18 protein-coding genes are annotated in these 21,829 nt (G+C 67.5%); 13 read left to right on the plus strand and 5 right to left on the minus strand.

The window, feature by feature from the left end; genetic code table 11:
* The first annotated feature begins 130 nt into the window (after nt 1–130).
* From BM436_RS01935 to BM436_RS01945, 3 genes are read left to right on the plus strand one after another with little or no spacing between them, the layout of a single operon-like run.
* Complete coding sequence (locus BM436_RS01935; RefSeq protein WP_093553022.1) at nt 131–1,420, plus strand: paraquat-inducible protein A; 1,290 nt, start codon at nt 131–133, stop codon at nt 1,418–1,420.
* Nucleotides 1,413–3,011, plus strand: a complete 1,599-nt coding sequence (locus tag BM436_RS01940; protein ID WP_093552887.1) for a PqiB family protein — start codon at nt 1,413–1,415, stop codon at nt 3,009–3,011. Before BM436_RS01935 ends, BM436_RS01940 begins: the two co-directional genes overlap by 8 nt.
* Nucleotides 3,008–3,670 carry a PqiC family protein gene (locus tag BM436_RS01945; RefSeq protein WP_307663895.1) on the plus strand — a complete coding sequence of 221 codons (663 nt, stop codon included), beginning with the start codon at nt 3,008–3,010 and terminating at the stop codon, nt 3,668–3,670. The genes BM436_RS01940 and BM436_RS01945 overlap by 4 nt, the downstream gene beginning before the upstream one ends.
* Nucleotides 3,671–3,762: 92 nt before the next feature.
* On the opposite strand, the gene BM436_RS01950 is transcribed toward BM436_RS01945, so the two are convergent.
* A complete protein-coding gene (locus BM436_RS01950) occupies nt 3,763–4,662 on the minus strand; it encodes a LysR family transcriptional regulator (protein ID WP_093552889.1) in 900 nt (299 codons plus the stop codon).
* 84 nt (nt 4,663–4,746) lie between these two features.
* On the opposite strand from BM436_RS01950, the gene BM436_RS01955 reads away from it, so the two are divergent.
* The gene (locus tag BM436_RS01955; protein ID WP_093552891.1) at nt 4,747–5,478 is read left to right on the plus strand and encodes a sulfite exporter TauE/SafE family protein; all 732 of its coding nucleotides are present in this window, start codon (nt 4,747–4,749) and stop codon (nt 5,476–5,478) included.
* Between the two features lie 93 nt (nt 5,479–5,571).
* On the opposite strand, the gene BM436_RS01960 is transcribed toward BM436_RS01955, so the two are convergent.
* Nucleotides 5,572–6,483 (minus strand): LysR family transcriptional regulator, encoded by a 912-nt coding sequence (locus tag BM436_RS01960; RefSeq protein ID WP_093552893.1) that lies wholly within the window; start codon nt 6,481–6,483, stop codon nt 5,572–5,574.
* Between the two features lie 107 nt (nt 6,484–6,590).
* On the opposite strand from BM436_RS01960, the gene BM436_RS01965 reads away from it, so the two are divergent.
* Nucleotides 6,591–7,298: a histidine phosphatase family protein gene (locus BM436_RS01965; protein ID WP_093552895.1), complete on the plus strand. Its 708-nt coding sequence runs from the start codon at nt 6,591–6,593 to the stop codon at nt 7,296–7,298.
* A 148-nt stretch (nt 7,299–7,446) separates the two neighbouring features.
* On the opposite strand, the gene BM436_RS01970 is transcribed toward BM436_RS01965, so the two are convergent.
* The gene (locus BM436_RS01970) at nt 7,447–8,193 is read right to left on the minus strand and encodes a FadR/GntR family transcriptional regulator (protein WP_093552897.1); all 747 of its coding nucleotides are present in this window, start codon (nt 8,191–8,193) and stop codon (nt 7,447–7,449) included.
* A 196-nt stretch (nt 8,194–8,389) separates the two neighbouring features.
* On the opposite strand from BM436_RS01970, the gene BM436_RS01975 reads away from it, so the two are divergent.
* The 7 genes from BM436_RS01975 to BM436_RS02005 all read left to right on the plus strand — a co-directional run bounded on the left by BM436_RS01975 (nt 8,390) and on the right by BM436_RS02005 (nt 17,619).
* Complete coding sequence (locus BM436_RS01975) at nt 8,390–11,098, plus strand: TonB-dependent receptor plug domain-containing protein (RefSeq protein WP_229488761.1); 2,709 nt, start codon at nt 8,390–8,392, stop codon at nt 11,096–11,098.
* Nucleotides 11,099–11,205: 107 nt separating this feature from the next.
* A complete protein-coding gene (locus BM436_RS01980) occupies nt 11,206–12,360 on the plus strand; it encodes a mandelate racemase family protein (RefSeq protein ID WP_093552901.1) in 1,155 nt (384 codons plus the stop codon).
* Between the two features lie 8 nt (nt 12,361–12,368).
* Nucleotides 12,369–13,985, plus strand: coding sequence for an ABC transporter substrate-binding protein (locus BM436_RS01985; protein WP_218164796.1), 1,617 nt, complete (start codon nt 12,369–12,371; stop codon nt 13,983–13,985).
* The gene (locus tag BM436_RS01990; protein ID WP_371859617.1) at nt 13,981–15,033 is read left to right on the plus strand and encodes an ABC transporter permease; all 1,053 of its coding nucleotides are present in this window, start codon (nt 13,981–13,983) and stop codon (nt 15,031–15,033) included. The genes BM436_RS01985 and BM436_RS01990 overlap by 5 nt, the downstream gene beginning before the upstream one ends.
* Nucleotides 15,033–15,992, plus strand: coding sequence for an ABC transporter permease (locus BM436_RS01995; RefSeq protein WP_229488769.1), 960 nt, complete (start codon nt 15,033–15,035; stop codon nt 15,990–15,992). Before BM436_RS01990 ends, BM436_RS01995 begins: the two co-directional genes overlap by 1 nt.
* A gap of 12 nt (nt 15,993–16,004) precedes the next feature.
* On the plus strand, nt 16,005–16,844 hold the full coding sequence (locus tag BM436_RS02000) for an ABC transporter ATP-binding protein (protein ID WP_093552907.1): 840 nt from the start codon (nt 16,005–16,007) through the stop codon (nt 16,842–16,844).
* Nucleotides 16,845–16,854: 10 nt separating this feature from the next.
* Nucleotides 16,855–17,619: an ABC transporter ATP-binding protein gene (locus BM436_RS02005; protein WP_218164797.1), complete on the plus strand. Its 765-nt coding sequence runs from the start codon at nt 16,855–16,857 to the stop codon at nt 17,617–17,619.
* Between the two features lie 90 nt (nt 17,620–17,709).
* Here the strand turns inward: BM436_RS02005 and BM436_RS02010 are convergent, their stop codons facing one another.
* On the minus strand, nt 17,710–19,464 hold the full coding sequence (locus BM436_RS02010) for an allantoate amidohydrolase (protein ID WP_093552911.1): 1,755 nt from the start codon (nt 19,462–19,464) through the stop codon (nt 17,710–17,712).
* A gap of 92 nt (nt 19,465–19,556) precedes the next feature.
* On the minus strand, nt 19,557–20,495 hold the full coding sequence (locus tag BM436_RS02015) for a LysR substrate-binding domain-containing protein (protein WP_093553028.1): 939 nt from the start codon (nt 20,493–20,495) through the stop codon (nt 19,557–19,559).
* Between the two features lie 113 nt (nt 20,496–20,608).
* Here BM436_RS02015 and BM436_RS02020 point away from each other — a divergent pair, with 113 nt between their 5' ends.
* On the plus strand, nt 20,609–21,826 hold the full coding sequence (locus BM436_RS02020) for a urate hydroxylase PuuD (protein ID WP_093552913.1): 1,218 nt from the start codon (nt 20,609–20,611) through the stop codon (nt 21,824–21,826).
* The last annotated feature ends 3 nt before the right edge of the window (nt 21,827–21,829 follow it).

Genomic DNA, 21,829 nt, shown 5'->3' on the forward strand with positions numbered 1-21,829 from the left:
GCAAAAGATAGCGCTAACAATATTTGGCAAAGTCTATCTCACTTGAGAAATTTGTAAAGGAGTTTTTTATGCTGCGGCGCAGCACCGGGGCGCGCGCAAGGCCGCAAGGAAAGCGCTTATTTCACGTATGATGCTGGCTGGCCCATGCTTACTACCAACCGTGTATCGATATGACCTGATCAGTTGCCATGACTGCGGCGTGCTGCACCGCCGGCGCCCCGTGGGGGCGCGCGAAAAGGCGCGCTGCGTGCGCTGCCGTTCGGTGCTGTACCGCGGCGTGCCGCCGGACCTGGACCGCATCGCCGCCGTCACGCTGGCCACGCTGTTCGTCTTCCTGATCGCCCAGTTCTTCCCCATCGTCGAGATGGAAATGCACGGCAGCAGCATCAGCGCCACCTTGTTCGACGCCATCCGCACGCTGTGGATGGAGGACATGCGGGCCGTGGCGGTCAGCGTCTTCCTGTTCACCATCGTCTTCCCCGTCATCGAACTGGGCGCGCTGCTGTACGTGTCGCTGGCGCTGCGCGCGGGCTACCGGCCGCCCGGCTTCCACCGTCTGCTGCGCGCCGTGCGCAAGGCGCGCCAGTGGGGCATGACGGAGGTGCTGATGATGGGCATCCTGATCGCCATGATCAAGCTGACCAGCGTGGCCACGCTGGTGTTCCACGCCGGCCTGTTCGCCTTCGGCGCGCTGACCCTGATGCTCACCGTGGTCACCTCCTTCGATCCGCGGGTGCTGTGGGACATCGGCGACCGCGTGGCCGGCGGCAGGCTGCCGGCGCCCGAGCTGCCCGCCGGCGCGCCGGCGCGGCCGCCGCTGGCCTGCCACGCCTGCGGCCTGGTGGCCGCCGACAGCGGCCGGCGCCACCAGCACTGCGCGCGCTGCGGCACCACGCTGCACCGGCGCTACCCGGACAGCATCGCGCGCACCTGGGCCTTGCTGCTGGCGGCGGCCATCCTGTACATTCCCGCCAACACGCTGCCGATGATGTACACGGACGCGCTGTCCGGCGACACGCAGGACACCATCATCAGCGGCGTGATCTACTTCTGGGACACGGACGCGCCGGTGCTGGCGGTGATCATCTTCATCGCCAGCATCGTGGTGCCGGTGCTGAAGCTGGCGGCGCTGTCGCTGCTGGCCTACACCACGCAGCGCGGCTCGCGCTGGCGGCCGTACCAGCGCACGGTGCTGTACCGGATGGTGGAGTTCATCGGCCGCTGGTCGATGCTGGATATTTTCGTCATCACGCTGACGGTGGCGCTGGTGCGTTTCAATTCGATGGCGGTGATGACGCCCGGCCCGGGCGCGCTGGCGTTCTGCGCGGTGGTGGTGCTGACCATGCTGGCGGCGCTGGAGTTCGACCCGCGCCTGATCTGGGATCATGAGGAAGAGAAAAGTGGAGAGCAACATGTCTGACGAAGAGCGCCTGCCCGAGCCGCGCGTGGAACAGGCCAGCCGCTGGCTGCCGTCGCTGGTGTGGCTGGTGCCGCTGCTGGCGGCGCTGATCGGCCTGGGACTGGTGGCCAAGTCGGTGGTGGACAAGGGACCGACCGTGGTGGTCAGCTTCCACAGCGGCGACGGCCTGGAGGCGGGCAAGACGCGCGTGAAATACAAGGACGTCGACATCGGCGTGGTGCGCACCATCGCGCTGGACCCGGACCTGTCCAAGGTGCTGGTCACCATCGACATGAGCAAGGAGGCCAAGCGCTTCACGGCGGCCGACACGCGCTTCTGGGTGGTCAAGCCGCGCATCGGCGCCAGCGGCGTGTCCGGCCTCGGCACCCTGCTGTCCGGCGCCTACATCGGCGTGGACGCGGGCAAGGGCGCGGTCGGCACCACGGCGTTCACGGGCCTGGAAACCGCGCCGCCGGTGACGGTGGACCAGAAGGGCAGCCAGTTCACGCTGCACGCGGAGAGCCTGGGATCGATCGACGTCGGCTCGCCCGTGTTCTACCGCCGCATCCAGGTCGGGCAGGTGATCGACTTCGCGCTGGAGAAGGAGGGCAAGGGCGTGGTGATGCGCGTGTTCGTCAACGCGCCGTACGAGCAGTACGTGGGCAAGAACACGCGCTGGTGGCACGCCAGCGGCGTCGACCTGCGGCTCGACTCGGGCGGCTTCAAGGTCAACACGCAGTCGCTGGCGGCGCTGCTGGTGGGCGGCATCGCCTTCGAGTCCATGAGCGGGCACAAGCCGGACACGGTGGCGCCCAGCGGCACCAACTTCCTGCTGTCCGAGGACCAGGCCAGCGCGCTGCGCGAGCCGGACGGGCAGCCCATCACCAGCGTGTTCTATTTCGACCAGTCGCTGCGCGGCCTGTCGCCCGGCGCGCCGATCGACTTCCGCGGCATCGTGCTGGGCGAGGTGCGCTCGGTGGGCGTGGAGTTCGATCCCGCGAAGAAGAGCTTCCGCATGCCGGTCACGGTCGACCTGTATCCGGCCCGCCTGGGCAAGCGCTTCCAGCAAGCGCTGGCGGCCGATCCGGACAAGGCGGGACCGGCGGTGCTCGAGCGCATGGTCAGCCGCGGCCTGCGCGCGCAACTGCGCACCGGGAACCTGCTGACCGGCCAGCTCTATATCGCGCTGGACTTCTTCCCCAATTCGCCGGCCGTGAAGCTGGACGTGGACCAGTACCCGCTGGAGGTGCCGACCATTCCGAACAGCCTGGAGGAGCTGCAAACGCAGCTCTCCAGCATCGCCCGCAAGCTGGACAAGGTGCCGTTCGACGACATCGGCAACAACCTGAACGCCACGCTGAAGAACGCCAACGCGCTGTTCAAGCAGCTCGACGCGCAAGTGCTGCCGGAGATGAAGTCCACGCTGGGCGCGGCCAAGCAGACCTTCGGCGCGGCCGAGCAGATCCTGCAGAAGGATTCACCGGTGCAGTCCGACCTGCGCGAGGCGCTGCAGCAGCTGACGCAGACCATGCAGTCGCTGAACGCCTTGTCCGACTACCTCGAACGCCATCCGGAATCGCTGTTGCGCGGCAAGCAAGGAGACAAGAAATGATGGGGATATTGAAGCGCGCGTTGCGGGCCATGGACGTTCAAGGCGCGGGCATGCCGCGGCGCGGCGCCATGCTGGCCGCCGCCGTCCTGCTGGCTGGCTGCTCGGTCACCACGCCGCCCGAGCGTTTTTACAGCCTGAGCGCGGGTGGGGAGGGCGGTCCGGTCCGGGCCGCGCCGCCGGCGGGCGCCGCGCCGCTGTACATCGAGGTGCAGGCGGTCAGCGTGCCGCAGCAGGTCAGCCGCAACCAGATGGTGGTGATCAGCGGCGCGGGGCGGGTCGATCTGCTGGAGCAGCAGCGCTGGGCCGCGCCGCTGGCGTCGGAGATCGGGCAGGCCTTGTCGCTGCGCCTGTCGGCGGAGCTGGGCGCCATCGACGTGTACCGCACGCCGGTGCCGGAGCAGGCGGCGGTCTACCGCGTCAGCACCAACGTGCAGCGCTTCGAATCCGCGCCGGGGCACTACGCGCTGGTGGACGCCGTCTGGAGCGTGCGCAAGGTCGGGAGCAACACGGTGCAGACCTGCCGCACCGTGGCCGAGGAAAAGGTCGGCGAAGGCTACGACGCCCTGGTCGCCGGCCACCGCCGCGCCATCGACCGCCTCGCCGCCGACATCGCCCAAGCCATCCGCGCCAGCCCCGCCGCCACCCCGCGTTGCCCATAACCATCGGTGTCAGGCGCGACATTCGGACATTTGGTGCGCATAGCGCCCAAAATGTCCGAATGTCGCGCCTGACACCGATGTAAGGGCGGTAACTAATTGCTTGGTTGCAGGGTGTCGACGAGTTCGCGGGCGTAGCCGGGGAGGTCGGCGTAGCGGCGCACGCAGATCAGCAGTTTGCGCACGGCCCAGGCGTCAGTGAGCTGGACGTGGCGGATCCGCATGACGTCGCGCGAGCGCAGCACGGCCGATTCGGGCAGCACCGCCAGCCCGGCGCCGCTGGCGGCCATGCGGCAGACGGCGTCCAGGCTGCGCAGCCGCACGCGGTAGGTGAGCCGCTCGCCCAGCCGCGCGGCTTGCCCGGAGATGTATTTCTGCAGCGCGCTGTCGCCCGCCAGTCCAATGAAGTCGTGCCCCAGCGCGTCGGCGAAGGCGCAGCTGCGCTTGCGCTTCAGTCGCGCGGCGAGCGGGTGGCCGGGCGCCATCGCCAGCACCAGCCTGTCGTCGCGGAAGGGGTAGAGTTCGAGGCCGCCGCTGTCCACCGAGTCCGCGATCACGCCGATGTCGGCCAGCCCGTCCCGCATGGCTTGCACGATGTCGTAGCTGAGACGTTCTTCCAGGTCGATGTTCACCTGCGGGTGCGCGGCCATGAAGCCGGCCAGCGCGTCGGGCAGGAACTCGGCCAGCGCGGAGGTGTTGCACAGCACGCGGATATGGCCCTTCAGGCCGGACGCGTGGTCGCCCAGGTCCGCCCGCATCTTTTCCATTTGCTGCGTGATCACGCGCGCGTGGTGCAGCAGCGTGCGCCCGGCGTCGGTGGTTTCCACGCCGCGCCGGCCCCGCCGCAGCAGCGGCACGCCCAGCATGTCTTCCATGCCGCGTATGCGCGCGCTGGCCGAGGCCAGAGCCAGGTGGGCCAGTTCGGCGCCGGCCGTGATGCTGCCGCTTTCGGCGATGTGCAGGAATAGTCGCAGGTCTGTGAGGTCGAACCGCATGCCTGTATGCCTTCGGAAAAAACAAAGTCTGGCTAAGTGTATTCCACATTTTCTCCGCCGTCGCGACATGCCACACTGCGTTTTATGGATAACTTCATTTACATCACCGCCGTGTTTCTGCTGGCCGGCATGGTGAAAGGCGTGACCGGCATGGGTCTGCCGACTGTGGCGGTGGCCATGCTCAGCCTCGTCATGGCGCCGGTGCAGGCGGCGGCGCTGCTGGTTGTGCCTTCGCTTTTGACGAATGTCTGGCAGCTGGCCTCGGGCGCGTCCGTGTATCCGCTTTGGCTGCGTTTGTGGCCGATGATGGCGGGGATTTGCGCCGGCACCGCCGCCGGCAGCGTGCTGGCGCTGGACGCGGGCCGGGCCAGCGGCGCGCTGGGCGTGGCGCTGGCGGCGTACGCGGCGATGGGCTTGCTGAACGTGCGCTGGCGGGTGGGGGCCGGTGGCGAGCGCGCGTGGTCTCCGCTCGTGGGCGCGGCGACGGGCGCGATCAGCGCCGCCACTGGCGTGTTCGTGATCCCGGCCGTGCCCTATCTGCAGGCGCTGGAACTGGAGAAGGATGAACTGGTGCAGGCGATGGGGATGGCGTTCACCGTGTCCACCGTGGCGCTGGCGGTATCGCTGACGGCGCGCGGCGCGTGGCAGCCGGCGGCGGCGGGATTGTCCTTCCTGGCGCAGGTGCCGGCCATGGCGGGCATGCTGCTGGGGCAGCGCCTGCGCGGCCGCATGCGGCCGGCGCTGTTCCGCCGCTGCTTCCTGCTGGCGCTGATGCTGCTGGGGGCGCACCTGGCGCTGGAGAGCGCCTGGCGCTGACATCCCTTCGCGGGAGTCCCGTAGGGCGGCGTGGCGCCCGCGCCATTCCGCTACGCTCCACCCGTGCCGTGGCCCGCGCAACCACGCCTGCGACTACGCCGGCAACTCGCTGATCACTCGCGCGATCTGTTCGCGCAGCCAGCGGTTGGCGAGGTCGTGGTCCACGTTGGTGTGCCAGTACAGGTGGTTGCTGATGGCCGGCAGTTGCAGCGGCAGCGGCAGGATCTGGTGCCCGAACTGCTGGTTCAGCACGCGCCCGTAACGCTCCGGCATCGTCAGCAGCAGGTCGGTCTGGCTCACCACGCTGCACGCGGTGAAGTAGTGCTGGCAGCGCATGCGGATGCGCCGCTGCAGCCCGCGCTGCCCCAATTCCACGTCCTCCAGGCTGGGCCCCGCGCGGCGCGAACTGACCTGGATATGCTGCTGGCTCAAATACAGGTCCAGGTCCATCGCCTCCTGCACGTGCGGATGGCCGCGCCGCGCCAGCACCACCGTGCTGTCGGCCGGCAGGCGCAGCGTGCGGATATGGTCGGACAGCGGCAGCAGCACGTCGATGGCCGCGTCCACCGTGCCGGCGGCCAGTTCGGCCTCCAGCTCGTTGCGCCCCATGCGCAGCGCGTTCAGGCCCACCGAGGGCGCGGCGGCGGCGATGGCGGCCATCAGTGGCGGCAGGATGTTGGGCTCGACCACGTCGCGCATGGCCAGCGTGAAGGTGCGCTCGCTGGTGGCGGGGTCGAAGCGCTCGGTACCGGTCACCGTCAGCTCGAAGCCGCGCAGCGAGTTGCGCACCTGTTCGATGATGTTGCGCGCCAGCGGCGTGGGCACCATGGTGTGGCCCTGGCGCTCGAACAGCGGGTCGTTCAGCAGGTGGCGCAGGCGCGCCAGCGCGTGGCTGACGGCGGGCTGCGTGAGGTTCAGCCGCTGGCTCGCGCGCGTGAGGCCGCCCTCGGCGTAGATGGCGTCGAACACGACGAACAGGTTGAGGTCGACCTTGGATATATGCATGAAAGTATATGCACCAAACTTATGCGGACCAATTAAAAGTATTCATTTGATGAATTCTACCGCGGGCGCTAAGCTGACTTATCTTTTCAGCACCTAGGGAGTTCGCGATGGGACAAATTTACCTGGTACGCCACGGTCAGGCCTCGTTCGGCGCGGCCAATTACGACCACCTTTCGACCCTGGGTTTCGAGCAGGCCCGCTTGCTGGGGCAGTGGTTCGCCAACAGCCGGCAAACCTTCAACCGCGTGGTCTGCGGCGGCATGGTGCGCCACCGGCAGACGGCGGACACCTGCTTCAGCGAACTCCCGCGCGCGCTGCTGGCGGACACGGAATGGATCACCGACCCGGGATTCGCGGAGTTCGACCATGTGGAAGTGCTGGTCAAGCATTGCCCGGAGTTCGCCGACCCGGTGCGGTTCAAGGCCTACGTGGCCAATCATCCGGAGCCCAAGCGCGCCTTCGAGCACACCTTCGTCGCGGGGATGCAGCGTTGGATGGGCGGCGAGCTGGATCACGATTACACGGAGTCCTGGAGCGGCTTCCAGGAGCGCTGCGTCGGCGCGCTGGAGCGGGTCGCGGCCAGCGCGGAGCCGGGGGACTCCACCATCGTGTTCACCTCCGGCGGCGTGATCTCGGCGATCTGCAAGCACCTGCTGGACTTGCCGGCGCAAAAGTCGCTGGAGTTGAACTGGTCCATCGCCAACTGCTCCGTGACCAAACTGCAACACCGCCCCGGCAAGACCAGCCTCAACTACCTCAACAACTACGCCCACCTGGAATGGCTGGGCGAGGCCAATAGTGTTACTTACCGGTAATTTTTAAATACCCCTGGGGTATTTTTCCGGGGTTTTTTCCCTTTGAGACGGCGCTCGCGTCGTCTTTTTTTGCTCTTCACCTGTCAGACGTCTGATAGGCTGATGAGAAAAAATGGCATCTTCGCGCGCGAACGGGGTCCCTGCGGTGTCAGCGGTTTTTAGCGGCTTCGTACAGCTCGTGCGCGCGGCGCAGGCGCTCGCGGCTGTTGCTGAGGTGGGTGCGCATGGCGGCGCGCGCCGATTCGGCGTCCTGGCGCGCGATGGCGCTGTAGATGTCCTCGTGCTCGCGCCGCACGCGGTCGATGTAGACCTCCGGCGCGTCCCGCGGGATGTGCGCGGAGGTCTGCCGCGCGCGCGGCAGCAGTTCCTTGTTGATGTGGCCAAGCACGTCCTGCAGATAGTGGTTGCCGGCCGCCTGGGCGATCGACAGGTGGAATTGCGTGTCCGCCGTCGCCGTCTCCAGCGCGGTTTCGCAGCGCGCCAGGAAGGCGTCCAGCGCCGCGCGTATGCGCTGCAGCTGCGCCTCGTTGCGCCGGTTGGCGGCCAGGCCGGCGGCCTCGGTCTCCAGGCTGATCCTCAGTTCCAGCAGGGACAGCACGTCCTCCTTGCTCATGTCGCCGCGCGTCTCCAGGCCCATGGTCTGTTGCGCGCGCGCCAGCACGAAGGTGCCCACGCCTTGCCGCGTCTCGACCATGCCGGCCGCCTGCATGTGCGAGATCGCCTCCCGCACCACCGAGCGGCTCACGCCCAGCGCGCGGATGATCTCCGCCTCGGATGGCACTTTCTCGCCGGGCGCGATGCGGCCTTCCTTGATCAGGTCCGCGACGTAGCTGACGACGCCGTGCGCGAGCGAGCGCGATTTTGCTGGGGGAATGGTGGGGCGGCTGGAATCCATGGATGGCTTCGATCTCAAAACACAGGTTGCGTTTTCCAAAAGCCATGATTATACTTGCTTCCAAGTTGTCAGACGACCGATGACTTGGGGCCGGTAAAAAACAAGCGTCAGAGCGACACAGAAAGGACAGCGCGGCCACCGCGCCAGATCCTCCGCCGACGTCTATAAGAATTCTTACACCATGGAGGAGACCACCATGCATCACCGCATCCCCGCATTCCACCGGCTGGCCCGGACATCGATCGCGCTGGCCGTCCTGAGCCTGGCCGGACAGGCGGCCGCGCAGCAGGCCGCCGACCAGGCCGCCGCCGCGCCCATTCAGAAGGTCGAGGTCACCGGTTCCACCATCAAGCGCGTCGCCGCCGAGATGGCGCTGCCCGTCACCACCGTCAAGGCCGACGATTTCGTCAACTCCGCGCTGACCACGGTGGCCGACGTCGTCACCTCGATGCCGGTGGCGTCCACCAACGTGCCCTCGTCGGCCGGCGCCGGCACCAACATGAACATGCGCGGCATCGGCATCAACCGCACGCTGGTGCTGCTCAACGGCCGCCGCATGGTGAACGAGCCGCTCAGCAACGGCTTCGTCAACGTCGACATGATTCCGATGAGCGCCCTGAACCGGGTCGAGGTCCTGCGCGACGGCGCCTCGTCCACCTACGGCACCGACGCCATCGGCGGCGTGGTCAACTTCATCACCAAGCGCACCTACAAGGGCTTGAACGTCACGGGGCAGGCGGTGGTGCCGCAGGCCTCCGGCGGCGGCCGCGAACACCGCCTGAGCATCCTCGGCGGCATCGGCGACCTGGAGGCGGACGGCTGGAACGTCTACGCCACGGTGGACACCCACAAGCGCAGCGCGCTGGAGGCGTCCGACCGTCCCGAGCTGACCAGCCCCGAGCGGCTGGCGGAACTGGGCATCGCGCCGCGCGCCGCCACCGGCAGCTACTCGCAGCCGGCCAACGTGTTCTCGCCCAGCACCGGCATCACCGGCAACCCGTACTACGCGGCCGGCTGCAAGCCGCCGTACTCCTCGCCGGCGCTGCGCAACACCTGCATCCAGAACGCCAATTACTACGTGCTGGCGCTGCCGGGCAACTCGCAGACCACCTTCTTCACCAAGGGCAGCCTGAAACTGTCCGAGGACCACCTGATCACCGCCGAGCTGCTGCACGCCCGCGAGCACATCACCACCCAGCGCGCGCCCACCACCACGGTGGGCTTCAACGGCGCGGTGGCGCAGATCACGCCGAGCAGCCCGTACTACCCGGGCGGCAGCGCCGGCGTGCCCGCCATGGCGGGCCTGAACGGCTCCACGCTGAACGTGTCCTGGAGCGTGGCCGAACTGGGGCCGGCGATCGCCCGCGACATGCAGAAAGCCACGCGCCTGGTGGTGGCCGACGAGGGCCGCATCGCAGACTGGGACTACCGCCTGGGCTTCGTGTACGGCGCCGGCGAGCGCGATTCCTTCTTCCGCCAGGGCTACCTGAACGGCCCGCAGTTGCAGGCCGGCGTGCGCAACGGCATCCTGAACCCCTTCGGCACGCAGAACGAGGCCGGCCTGGCCTACCTGAAGAGCATCTCGGCGGACGGCGGCCAGATCCGCCACACCACCAATCTGTACACCGGTGTCGACATGACCTTCACGCGCGAGCTGATGAAGCTGAGCGGCGGTCCGCTGACGCTGGCCACCGGCGCCGAGTTCCACCACGACGCCAACGAGGACCGCGCGCTCGACGGCGTGATCAACGTGCCGTACCAGAACCGCCTGCCCAGCTACGCCTCCGGCAGCAGGAACATCAGCGCCATGTTCATCGAGGCCGACCTGCCGGTGACCTCGGAGCTGGACTTCAACGTGGCCGCGCGCGCCGACAGCTATTCTGATTTCGGCAACACCGTCAATCCGAAAGCCAGCTTCCGCTACCAGCCGACCAAGACGCTGATGTTCCGCGGCTCGGCCAGCACCGGCTTCCGCGCGCCGACCTTGTTCGACCGTTACGGCTACCGCCTGCCCGGCGCCACCGCGCTGACCACCAGCCGCTGGGACGACCCGACGTTGTGCCCCGGCACTGCGGGCCTGGCCGGCAGCGGCAAGGCCATCCCCGGCGCCAATCCGCTCATCGTCTGCAACGCCTTCCTGCCGGTGCAGCAGGGCAGCAATCCGGACGTGCTGCCGGAGAAGTCGCGCAGCCTGACCTTGGGCGTGGTGCTGGAACCGATGCGCAACATGATGCTGTCGCTGGATTACTACAACATCCACTTCCGCAACAGCATCGGCCAGCTGCCGCAGAACGCCATCTTCACCAACCCCGCCAAGTACGCCGACCTGTTCGTGCGCAACGCGGACGGCTCGCTGGCCTATGTGAAGAACACCGTGATGAACCTGGGCGACCTGCGCACCAGCGGCGTGGACGTGGGCTTCAGCTACGGCTTCCCGCGCAACCCGGCCGGCGACTTCAAGATCGGCCTGGACGGCACCTACGTCAACCAGTTCGAGAACCAGAACGAGAAGGACGGCGCCTGGATCTCCAACCTGGGCCGCTTCGGCTCCGTCGGTTCCGGCAACGTCAGCGCCAGCCCGACCTACACCTTCCGCTGGAAGCACACGCTGCGCCTGTCGTGGGCCAAGGGCGACTGGTTCTCGCAGCTGACCCAGAACTACAACACCGGCTACCACGACCTGAACAACGTGCTGCCGCAGTACTTCCGCGACATCGAGCCGTACTCGGTGTGGAACATGACGGTGGCGTACAAGGGCTTCAAGCACATCAACCTGACGCTGGGCGTGAGCAACCTGTTTGACGTGGAGCCGCCCATCACCAATTCCAATTCGACGGCCTACGCGAACAACATCGCCAGCCCGATTGGGCGCGCGTTCAACGCCCGCATGAGTTACGAGTTTTAAACCACGAGTTTTAGGGCCGGCCCCGGCCTTTTGACGGGCGCGCCGCGAGAGGCGCGGTACAGAGGCGCGCGCCCGTCCTTTTTTTTCGACACCATCCGAGACAGCATATGAAAATCGAACGAGTACAAGGAACCGTCTTCCACTATCTGACCAGCCGCAGCGTCGATAGCGCGGGACATTCGCACCCCGGGCCGGAGAAGCGCGCCACCATGGCCATGGTCACCATCACCGCCGACGACGGCAGCAAAGGCCACGCCTTCGGCCCCACGGAGGTGGTGCGCCCGCACGTGCTGGAGGCCTTCGCCCGCAAGGTGCTGATCGGCCAGGACCCGTTCGACCGCGAACGCCTGTGGCAGGACCTGGTGCACTGGCAGCGCGGCAGCGCCGGCCAGCTGACCGACCGCGCGCTGGCCGTCATCGAGCAGGCGCTGTGGGACTTGGCGGGCCGCGCGCTCGACACCCCGGTGTACAAGCTGCTGGGCGCCTACCGCGACAAGGTGCCGGCCTACGGCAGCACCATGTGCGGCGACGAGCTGAAAGGCGGCCTGTCCACGCCGGACGAATACGCGGCCTTCGCGGTGAAGCTGGTGGAACGCGGCTACAAGGCCATCAAGCTGCACACCTGGATGCCGCCGGTGTCCTTCGCGCCCAGCGTGGCCATGGACATCAAGGCTTGCGCGGCGGTGCGCGAGGCGGTCGGCCCGGACATCGCGCTGATGCTGGACGGGTATCATTGGTACAGCCGCGGCGACGCGCTCACCATAGGCCGGGCGCTGGAGCGGCTCAACTTCGCGTGGTTCGAGGAAATGATGAACGAACAAAGCATCGCGTCCTACTCCTGGCTGGCCAACCAGCTCGACATCCCCATCGTCGGCCCCGAGTCCATCTCGGGCAAGCACCACAGCCGCGCCGACTGGGTGCAGGCGGGCGCCTGCGACATCCTGCGCGCCGGCGTGCCGGGCGTGGGCGGCATCACGCCGACCATGAAGGTGGCGGCGCTGGCGGACGCCTTCGGCATGAACTGCGAGGTGCACGGCAACGGCGCGGCCAACCTGGCGGTGACCGCCGCGATCAAGAATTGCGAGTGGTACGAGCGCGGCTTGCTGCATCCCTTCCTGGACTACGACGTGCCGCCGGCCTACCTGCGCAGCCTGCCGGACGCCATGGACGCCGACGGCTTCGTGCACCTGTCGCAGCAGCCCGGCCTGGGCGAGGACATCGATTTCGACTACATCGCGGCCAGCACCGTGGAATCCTACTAGGCCCGGGCATGAGCGCTTTCAAGACCTGCAAGCCGATCATGCGGGCCGCGGCACTCGCCGCCGCGCTGGCGCTGTCCGCCGCGCCGGCGCCGGCGGCCACCCCGCGCGACCAGCTGGTGATCGGCATGAACATGAACAACCTGCTGTCGCTCGATCCGGCCGGCGCCACCGGCAACGACGTGCTGGGTGTGGTGGCCAACCTGTACGACTACCTGGTCGAACTCGACCCGCACGACCTGAGCCAGGTGAAGCCGGCGCTGGCCGAGCGCTGGGAGATCGCGCCGGACAACGGCAGCCTGACCCTGACCCTGCGCGAGGGCGTGCGCTTCCAGTCCGGCCGGCCGCTGACCGCCGCCGACGCGGCCTGGTCGCTGCACCGGGTGCTCAAGCTGAACCTGGCCATGGCCTCGCCGTGGAAAAGCTACGGCTTCAGCGCAGCCAACGCGCAGCGGCTGATCCAGGCGGTGGACGAGCGCACCCTGCGCATCGCGCTGCCCGAGCCCACCGATCCGAAAATGGTGCTGTACACGCTGGGCACCTCGGTCAGCGCCGCCATCCTGGACCGCCAGGCGGTGATGGCGCACGAGAAGAACGGCGACATGGGGGCGGCCTGGCTGCTCACTCACGCCGCCGGCTCCGGCCCGTACGCGTTGACCGAATGGCGCGCCAAGGACGCCATGCTGCTGGACCGGCACGACGGCTACTGGCGCGGTCCGGCCAAGCTGCGCCGCGTGGTGATGCGCCACGTGCCGGAATCGCTGTCGCTGCGCTTCATGATCTCGCGCGGCGACGTCGACCTGGCGGCCGGCATGGCCGGTCCCGACATCGAGGCGCTCAAGCACGACGCCGCCGTCGAGGTGCAGCCGGTGCTGCGCGGCACCTCGTACTACGTGGCCGTGAGCATGAAGGACCCGAAATTCGCGGACAAGCGCGTGCGCCTGGCGCTGCGCAGCCTGATCGACTACGAGGGCATCAACAAGGCCATCATGCCGCACTACGGCGTGGCCCACCAGCGCCCGGTGATGATAGGCTTGGCGGCGACGCTGCCCGATCCCGGCTACCGGCTCGATGTCGCCGCGGCGAAGAAGCTGCTGGCCGCCGCCGGCTACCCGAACGGCTTCAGCACCAACATCAAGGTGCTGTCCGATCCGCCCATGATCAACATCGCCACCGCGCTGCAGGCCACGCTGGCGCTGGCCGGCATCCAGGCCAGCGTGCAATCGGGCACCGGCAACCAGGTGTACGGCGCCATGCGCGACCGCAAATTCGAGATCGTGGTGGGGCGCGGCGGCGGCGGGGTGGAGCCGCATCCGCACGCCAACCTGCGCGCGCTGGTGTACAACCCGGACAACCGGGACGCCGCCAAGCTGACCAACTTCCAGGGCTGGCGCACGTCCTTCCACAGCCCGGAGATCAACCGGCTGATCGAACAGGCGGTGCGCGAGCGCGACCCGCTGGCGCAGACCGCCATGTACCGCCAGGTGCAGCAGCTGTACGACGCCGAGGTGGGCGCCATCCAGCCGATCTCGCAGATGCTGGAGACGGTGGTGCTGAGCAAGCGGGTGCACGGCTACGTGGGCCACCCGTCCGCCACCACGCACCTGCGCGGCGTGTACAAGGATTAAAACAAGAAAAGAACGGAGACATGCGATGAAAGCTTTTTGGGCACGCGCCGGCGCCATGCGCTCGCGCCTGCTGAGTACACTGGTCACGCTGCTGGGCCTATTGGTGCTGACCTTCTTCGTCGGCCGCGTGATGCCGATCGACCCGGTGCTGTCCATCGTCGGCCCCGACGCCGACGCCTCCACCTACCAGGAGGCCGCCGCGCGGCTGGGACTGGACCAGCCGCTGTGGGTGCAGTTCGGCCGCTACCTGGGCGAGCTGGCGCAGGGCAACCTGGGCACCTCGCTGCTGACCGGGAACGCCGTCAGCGCCGACATCGTCCGCGTGTTCCCGGCCACCGTCGAACTGGCCACGCTGGCCATCGTGCTGGGCGTGCTGGCGGGCGTGCCGCTGGGCGTGTTCGCCGCCAGCCGGCGCGGCCGCCTGGGCGACCACGTGGTGCGCGTCATCAGCCTGGCAGGCCATTCCACGCCGGTGTTCTGGTTCGCGATGATGGGCCTGCTGGTGTTCTACGCCTGGCTGGGCTGGGCCGGCGGATCGGGGCGCATCGCGCTGGCCTACGACGGCACCATCCCCTCCGTCACCGGCCTGCTGCTGATCGACACGCTGCTGGCCGGCGACTGGGACGCGTTCACCAACAGCGTCAAGCACATCGCGCTGCCGGCCTGCATTCTCGGCCTGCACTCGATGGCCTACATCAGCCGCATGACGCGCAGCTTCATGCTGGCGCAGTTGTCGCAGGAATACATCCTCACGGCGCGCGTGAAGGGCTTGTCGGAGGCCAGCGTGATCTGGCGCCACGCCTTCCGCAACATCCTGGTGCAGCTGCTCACCATCGTCGCGCTGGCGTACGGCGGCCTGCTGGAGGGCGCGGTGCTGATCGAGACCGTGTTCGCCTGGCCCGGCTTCGGCCAGTACCTGACCAACAGCCTGCTGCTGGGCGACATGAACTCGGTGATGGGATGCGTGCTCCTGGTCGGCGTCATCTTCGTCTCGCTCAACCTCGTCTCCGACGCCCTGTACCAAGTCTTCGACCCACGGATGCACTGATGCTGACACCTACCATGCCCGCTGTACCCGGCCACCCCGGCGCCGCTCCCGAGCCGCAGGACGCCGTTCCGCCGCCCGTGCCCGCCAAGGCGGCCGGCGCGCCCGCCACCGCCGGCTCCGCGCTGCGCCAGTCGCTGCGGCGCGCGCTGCACCACCTGCTGCTCAATCCCATGACGCTGGTGGGCATGATCGTGGTGCTGCTGCTGATCGCCGTGGCTTGCGGCGCGCCGTGGATCGCCACGCACGACCCGCTGCGCCAGGACCTGGCCGCCACCCTGCAGCCGCCCGGCGCCGCGCACTGGTTCGGCACCGACGAATACGGCCGCGACACCTTCAGCCGCCTGGTGTACGGCGCCCGCACCACGCTTTACATCGTCGGCCTGGTCACCATCGTGGTCGGCCCGGTGGGGCTGGCGGTGGGCACCGCCTCCGGCTACTTCGGCGGCTGGGTGGACGCGGTGTTCATGCGCATCACCGACATCTTCATCTCCTTCCCCAGCCTGGTGCTGGCGCTGGCCTTCGTGGCCGCGCTCGGGCCTGGGCTGGAGCACGCGGTGATCGCCATCGCGCTCACCGCCTGGCCGCCGATCGCCCGCCTGGCGCGCGCCGAGACGCGCTCGCTGCGCAAGGCGGACTTCGTGGCGGCGGTGCAGTTGCAGGGCGCCTCGCCGCTGCGCATCCTGGTGCGGCACATCGCGCCGCTGTGCCTGTCCTCGGTGCTGGTGCGGCTGACCATGAACATGGCCGGCATCATCCTCACCGCCGCCGGCCTGGGCTTCCTGGGGCTGGGCGCGCAACCGCCGTCGGCCGAGTGGGGCGCGATGATCTCGGCGGGCCGCCGCTACATGATGGAGTGCTGGTGGCTGGTGGCCATGCCCGGCGCCGCCATCATGGTGGTGAGCCTGGCCTTCAACCTGCTGGGCGACGGCCTGCGCGACGTGTTCGATCCACGCAGCTGATGAGGAATCGGGATGACTATTACAAAACTTGAAGTGGAAGACTTGAGCGTGCGCTTCGCCACCCGCGACGGGATGGTGGACGCGGTGCGCGGCGTGTCCTTCAAGCTGGGACGGGAGAAGCTGGCCATCGTCGGCGAATCCGGCTCCGGCAAGTCGACGGTGGGGCGCACGTTGCTCAAGCTGCACCCGGCCAGCGCCCGGATCGACGCCAAAGTGCTGCGTTTCGGCTCGACGGACCTGCTGAAGGCCGGCGAGCGGGAGATGCGCGCGATACGCGGGCAGCGGATGTCGATGATCATGCAGGATCCGAAGTATTCGCTGAACCCGGTGATGCGGGTGGGCGACCAGATCGCCGAGGCGGTGCTGGTGCATCACAAGGTGCCGCGCGCGGACGTGCGCCAACGGGTGATCGCCATGCTGGAGCGGGTGCGCATCCGCGACCCGCAGCGCGTGTACGAGCTGTATCCGCACGAGATCTCCGGTGGCATGGGGCAGCGCATCATGATCGCGATGATGCTGATCCCGAATCCGGAGGTGGTGATCGCCGACGAGCCGACATCGGCGCTGGACGTCTCGGTGCGCTCGCAGGTGCTATCGGTGCTGGACGAGTTGGTGGAGGAGCGCAACCTGGGCCTGATCTTCATCAGCCACGACCTGAACCTGGTGCGCAGCTTCTGCGACCGCGTGCTGGTGATGTACGCGGGGCGGGTGGTGGAGTCCATCGCGGCGGCGGACCTGGAGAACGCCCGGCACCCGTACACGCAAGGCCTGCTGGCCGCCTTGCCCAGCATGGACAAGCGCCGCCCGGTGCTGCCGGTGCTGCGGCGCGATCCGCTCTGGCTCACTCAATAGGAAACTGACGATGATCACGGTAGAAGGACTGGAACTGTCGTTCGGCAGCGGCAAGCAATACAACAAGGTGCTGAACGAGGTGGCATTCTCGGTCGGCGAGGGGGAGGCGTTCGGGCTGGTGGGCGAATCGGGTTCGGGCAAGAGCACGGTGCTGCGCTGCCTGGCCGGGCTGTACCACCACTGGGACGGGCGCATGAGCATCGCCGGGCAGCCGCTGGGCAAGAAGCTGGACCGCGAGCGCTGCCGCCTGATGCAGATGGTGTTCCAGGACCCGTATGGCTCCCTGCATCCGAGGCACACGGTGGACACCGCGCTGTCCGAGCCGCTCAAGATCCACCGGATGGACGACATCGACGCGCGCGTGGGGGAGATGCTGGAGAAGGTGGGATTGAACGACAGCTTCCGCTTCCGCTATCCGCATCAGATGTCCGGCGGGCAGCGGCAGCGGGTGGCGATCGCGCGGGCGCTGATACTGGAGCCGCGCATCCTGCTGCTGGACGAGCCGACCTCCGCGCTGGACGTGTCGGTGCAGGCGGAGATACTCAACCTGCTGCAGAAACTGCGCGCGCTGGAAGGGCTGACCTACATCATGGTCACGCACGACCTGGGCGTGGTCGCGCACCTGTGCGACCGGGTGGCGGTGATGCAGCAGGGGAGGATAGTCGACACCCTGGGCAGCAAGGTGCTGAGCGAAGGCGGCGCCACGCACCCCTATACCCGCAGCCTGGTCGACGCCACGCGCAGCTACACGAGGGAGACGCCGCAAGCGGCATAAGGAGGGAGGCGGGAAGAGGGCGCGTCAAGTGCCTGGTCCGCGGCACGCGGGCCAGGTACCGGTTAGGCGGCGCGCCAGCCTTGACCCGCCTTAGGCCTTCGCCTTGAAATTGCGCAGGAAGTCCAGCAACGCCTGCGCGCCCAGTTCCGCGTCATCCGCGGTCATGGTCTCCAGCGGATTGTGGCTGATCCCTCCATTGCCGCAACGCGTGAACAGCATGGCCACATCGGTCATCGCCGCCATCGCCATCGCGTCGTGCCCCGCGCCGGACAGCAAATCGAAGCGCGGCAGGCCAGTGCGCTCGACCGCCGCCCCCAGCTGGTCCATCAGCCAAGGCGCGCACGGCGCGGCCGCCGCCTCCACCACTTTCTCCAGCTTGAACTCGATGAAGCGGCGCTCGCAAATCGCCGCGATCCCATCCAGCACATCCTTCACCGCCGACTTGCGCACCTCGTCGTCCGCCGCGCGGATGTCCAGCGACAGCTTGCACGCCCCCGGAATCACGTTGACCGAGCCATTCGGCACCTGCAGCTGCCCGACGGTGCCCACCAGCGCCTCGATGCCCGCGCAACGCCGCTCCACCAGCAGCACGATCTCCGCCGCCGCCGCCGCCGCGTCCTTGCGCATGGTCATCGGCGTGGTGCCGGCGTGGCTGGCGAGGCCGCGCAGTTCCACCAGGTAGCGCGAGCTGCCCGCGATCGCGGTCACCACGCCCAGCGGCAGGCCTTTGCCGACCAGCACCGGACCCTGTTCGATGTGCACCTCCACGAAAGCCAGCACATTGGCCGGATCGCGCGCGATGGAAGGGATGTTGGCGACGTTGTGGCCCGCCCCGCCCAGCGCGGCGCGCATGGTCACGCCGTCCGCGTCCACCTGGTCCAGCAGGCCCAGGTCGAAGCGGCCGGTGACGGCGTTGCTGCCCAGGAAGGTGCTGCGGAAACGCACGCCTTCCTCTTCTGCGAAGCCGATGATCTCGAAGTCGAACGGCAGCTTCTCGCCGTTTTCATTGAGGTGCTTGACGATGGCGATCGGCAGCAGGATGCCCAGGCGGCCGTCGTACTTGCCGCCATTGCGCACGGTGTCGTAGTGCGAGCCGGTGATGAGGGTCTTGGCGCCCGCCGCGTTGGAGCGGTAGCGGCCCACCACGTTGCCCACGTCGTCGATGCGCACCTCCATGCCGGCGGCGCCCATCCACTCGGCCAGCTGCGCGGCCGACTTGCGGTGCGCGTCGGTCATGTAGGCGCAGGTCAGGCCCTGCTCGTCGTCGCTCCATTGCGCCAGTTCCTCGGACCATTGCATGATGGCCGGACCGAAGTCCATCCTCACGCCGGTCAGGTCGTTGATGCGCATTTCGGCGATGCGGTGGATCTGGCGCAGGCACTCGTGCAGCTCGTCGTTGCGCTGGTTGCGCGAACGGCGGGTGAAGGTGGCGATGATCTGCTGGCGCGTCAGACCGTTGCCGGTCGGGCCTTTCACGGCCAGGATGAAGGGGAAGCCGAACTTCGCGTTGTAGTCGGCGTTCAGCTTCTGCAGCGTGGCGAATTCCTCGGCGCTGCACTGGTTCAGGCCGGACTTGGCCTGTTCATTGGTCGATTCCGCGGTCAGCTCGCCGGCGATGGCGGCCTTGCCGGCCAACTCCGGGTGGGCGCGGATCAGGCCCAGTTGTTCGTCCTCGGTGGCGTTGGTGACTTCCGCCTGCAATGCCTGCTTCAGCGCGGTGACGCTGGCAAACGGCCGCTTCGCGGCGGCGCGCTGCGGGATCCATGGCGAATGTTCGTAAATGCCGTGCAGGCGCTCGGCGAAAGTAGTGACGTCGCAGGTATTGAGTTCGGAGAGTGTAGTCATAGTTATATCCATCCTTGGAGCTTCGATGATATATCCGCCGCTTTAAGCGGGCTATATGCTACTTGCTATGACCTTTATACCTCAGTACTGACTTACTTCGGCAGCAAGGCCTTGGCGGCGGCGCTGACCTGGTCGCGCAGCCACTTGTGCTCCGGCGCCGAGTGCACCCGCTCGTGCCACAGCTGGTAGAAGCGCAGCGGCGGGAACTTGATCGGCACGGTGTAGGTCTTCAGCGGCAGCGACTTCTCGTGGAAGCGCAGGAACTGGCGGCCGGTGGTCAACACCAGGTCCGACTGCGTGACCATGTAGGGGATCAGCCCGAAATACGCCGACTCCACCGCCACGTTGCGGCGCAGGCCCTGGCGCTCCAGGAAGGCGTCCACCACGCCGTGGTAGCCGGGCAGCAGCTGCGACGGCGCCACGTGGGGCAGGGACAGGTAGTCCTCCACCGTCATCGCGTCGCTCTCGGTGCGGCGCGCATACGGGCTGTTGGCGTTCATCGCGCACACGATGGGGTCCTCGAACAGCTTGGACATGTGCAGGTGCTCGGGCGGCTCCTCCCAGTTGGCGATCACCAGGTCCATGTCGCCGTCCGACAGCAGGCGCACGTAGTCGATGCCCGGCCCCAGGCTGTGGATGACGATGCGGCTCATCGGCGAGCCGCGCCGCAGCAGGCACACCACGTTGGGCAGGAACTGCGTGTCCAGGTAGTCCGGCGCGGCGATGTTGAAGGTGCGCGCTTCCTCCTGCGGCACGAACGGCGTCTTCTTGATGAACAGGTTCTCCGTTTCGTCCAGGATGCGCTTGGCCGGTTTCAGCAGGCTTTCGCCGTGCTGCGTGGGCACCATGCCACGCGCGCCGCGCACCAGCAGCGGGTCGCCCGTCAGTTCGCGCAGCTTGCGCAGCGAGGCCGAGATCGATGGCTGGGGCTGGTTCAGTTTGAGCGCGACACGCGACACGTTCTTCTCCACCAGCAGCAGGTACAGGATGCGGATCAGATGGAGATCGAGGTTTTTCGGCAGGCTGGACATGGCGTACCCCATATATCGAATCGAATATGTTAAATATACGATATATTTCATGATGGTGGGACGAAAACCGTCTATCGTCTGTAAATTGCCGCTAATCCATTTTCGAGGACCCCATGGATGTTTTCGCCTACCTGATCCCGTACGGCCTTGAATGGCTGAACCTCGTCGTTCGCTGGCTGCACATCATCACCGGTATCGCATGGATAGGCGCCTCGTTCTACTTCGTCTGGCTGGACAACTCCATCCGCCCGCCGGCGGCCGGCTCCGAGCTGGCGAAAAAAGGCGTGTCCGGCGAGCTGTGGGCGGTGCACGGCGGCGGCTTCTACAACCCGCAAAAATACCTGGTGGCGCCGGCGCAGCTGCCGGCCGAACTGCACTGGTTCAAATGGGAAGCCTACAGCACCTGGCTTTCCGGCTTCGCGCTGCTGACCATCGCCTACTACTTCAACGCCCAGGCCATGATGGTCGACAAGGACGTGGCCGACCTCACCAGCGCGCAGGCCATCGCCTTGGGCATCGGTTCGCTGGTGGTCGGCTGGACCGTGTACGACCTGCTGTGCCGTTCCCCGCTGGGCAAGCACGACCTGGCGTTCGGCGTCGTCATCTTCGCTTTGTTGACGCTGTCGGCCTGGGTGCTGACGCGCTTCCTCAGCGGCCGCGCGGCCTACATCCACGTGGGCGCGATGATAGGCACCATCATGGTGGCCAATGTGCTGATGCTGATCATTCCCGGCCAGCGCAAGATGGTGGACGCGATGAAGGCCGGCGGCCTGCCGGACCCGCTGCACGGCCAGCGCGCCAAGCAGCGCAGCGTGCACAACAACTACTTCACCTTGCCGGTGCTGTTCATCATGATCAGCAACCATTACGCGATGACCTACCGCCACGAGCAGGCCTGGCTGGTGCTGGCGGCCATCATGGCGGCCGGCGTGTTCATCCGCCACTTCTTCAACCTGCGCCACAAGGAGCGCGTGGAATGGCGCTATCCGGCGATCGGCGTGGCGCTGCTGCTGGCGGTGGCCGTGTGGATCGCGCCGGCGCGGCCGGCGGCGTCCGGCGCGGCGGCCGATCCGGCCGCGCAATTCGCCAAGGTGCAGGCCATCGTCGCGCAGCGCTGCGCCAGCTGCCACGCGGCCGCGCCCACGCAGCCGGGCTTCGCCACCGCGCCGGCCGGCGTGATGCTCGACAGCGAGGCGCAGATACGCCGGAACGCGGAAAAGATCTACAAACAGGCGGTGCAGCTCAAGTCCATGCCGATCGGGAACCTCACCAACATGACCGACGCGGAACGCGCCCAGCTGGGCGCATGGTTTGAAGCCGGCGCCAAATAAGGA

It is taken from the genome of Pseudoduganella namucuonensis (assembly GCF_900116645.1).
Classification (GTDB): Bacteria; Pseudomonadota; Gammaproteobacteria; order Burkholderiales; family Burkholderiaceae_D; genus Rugamonas; species Rugamonas namucuonensis.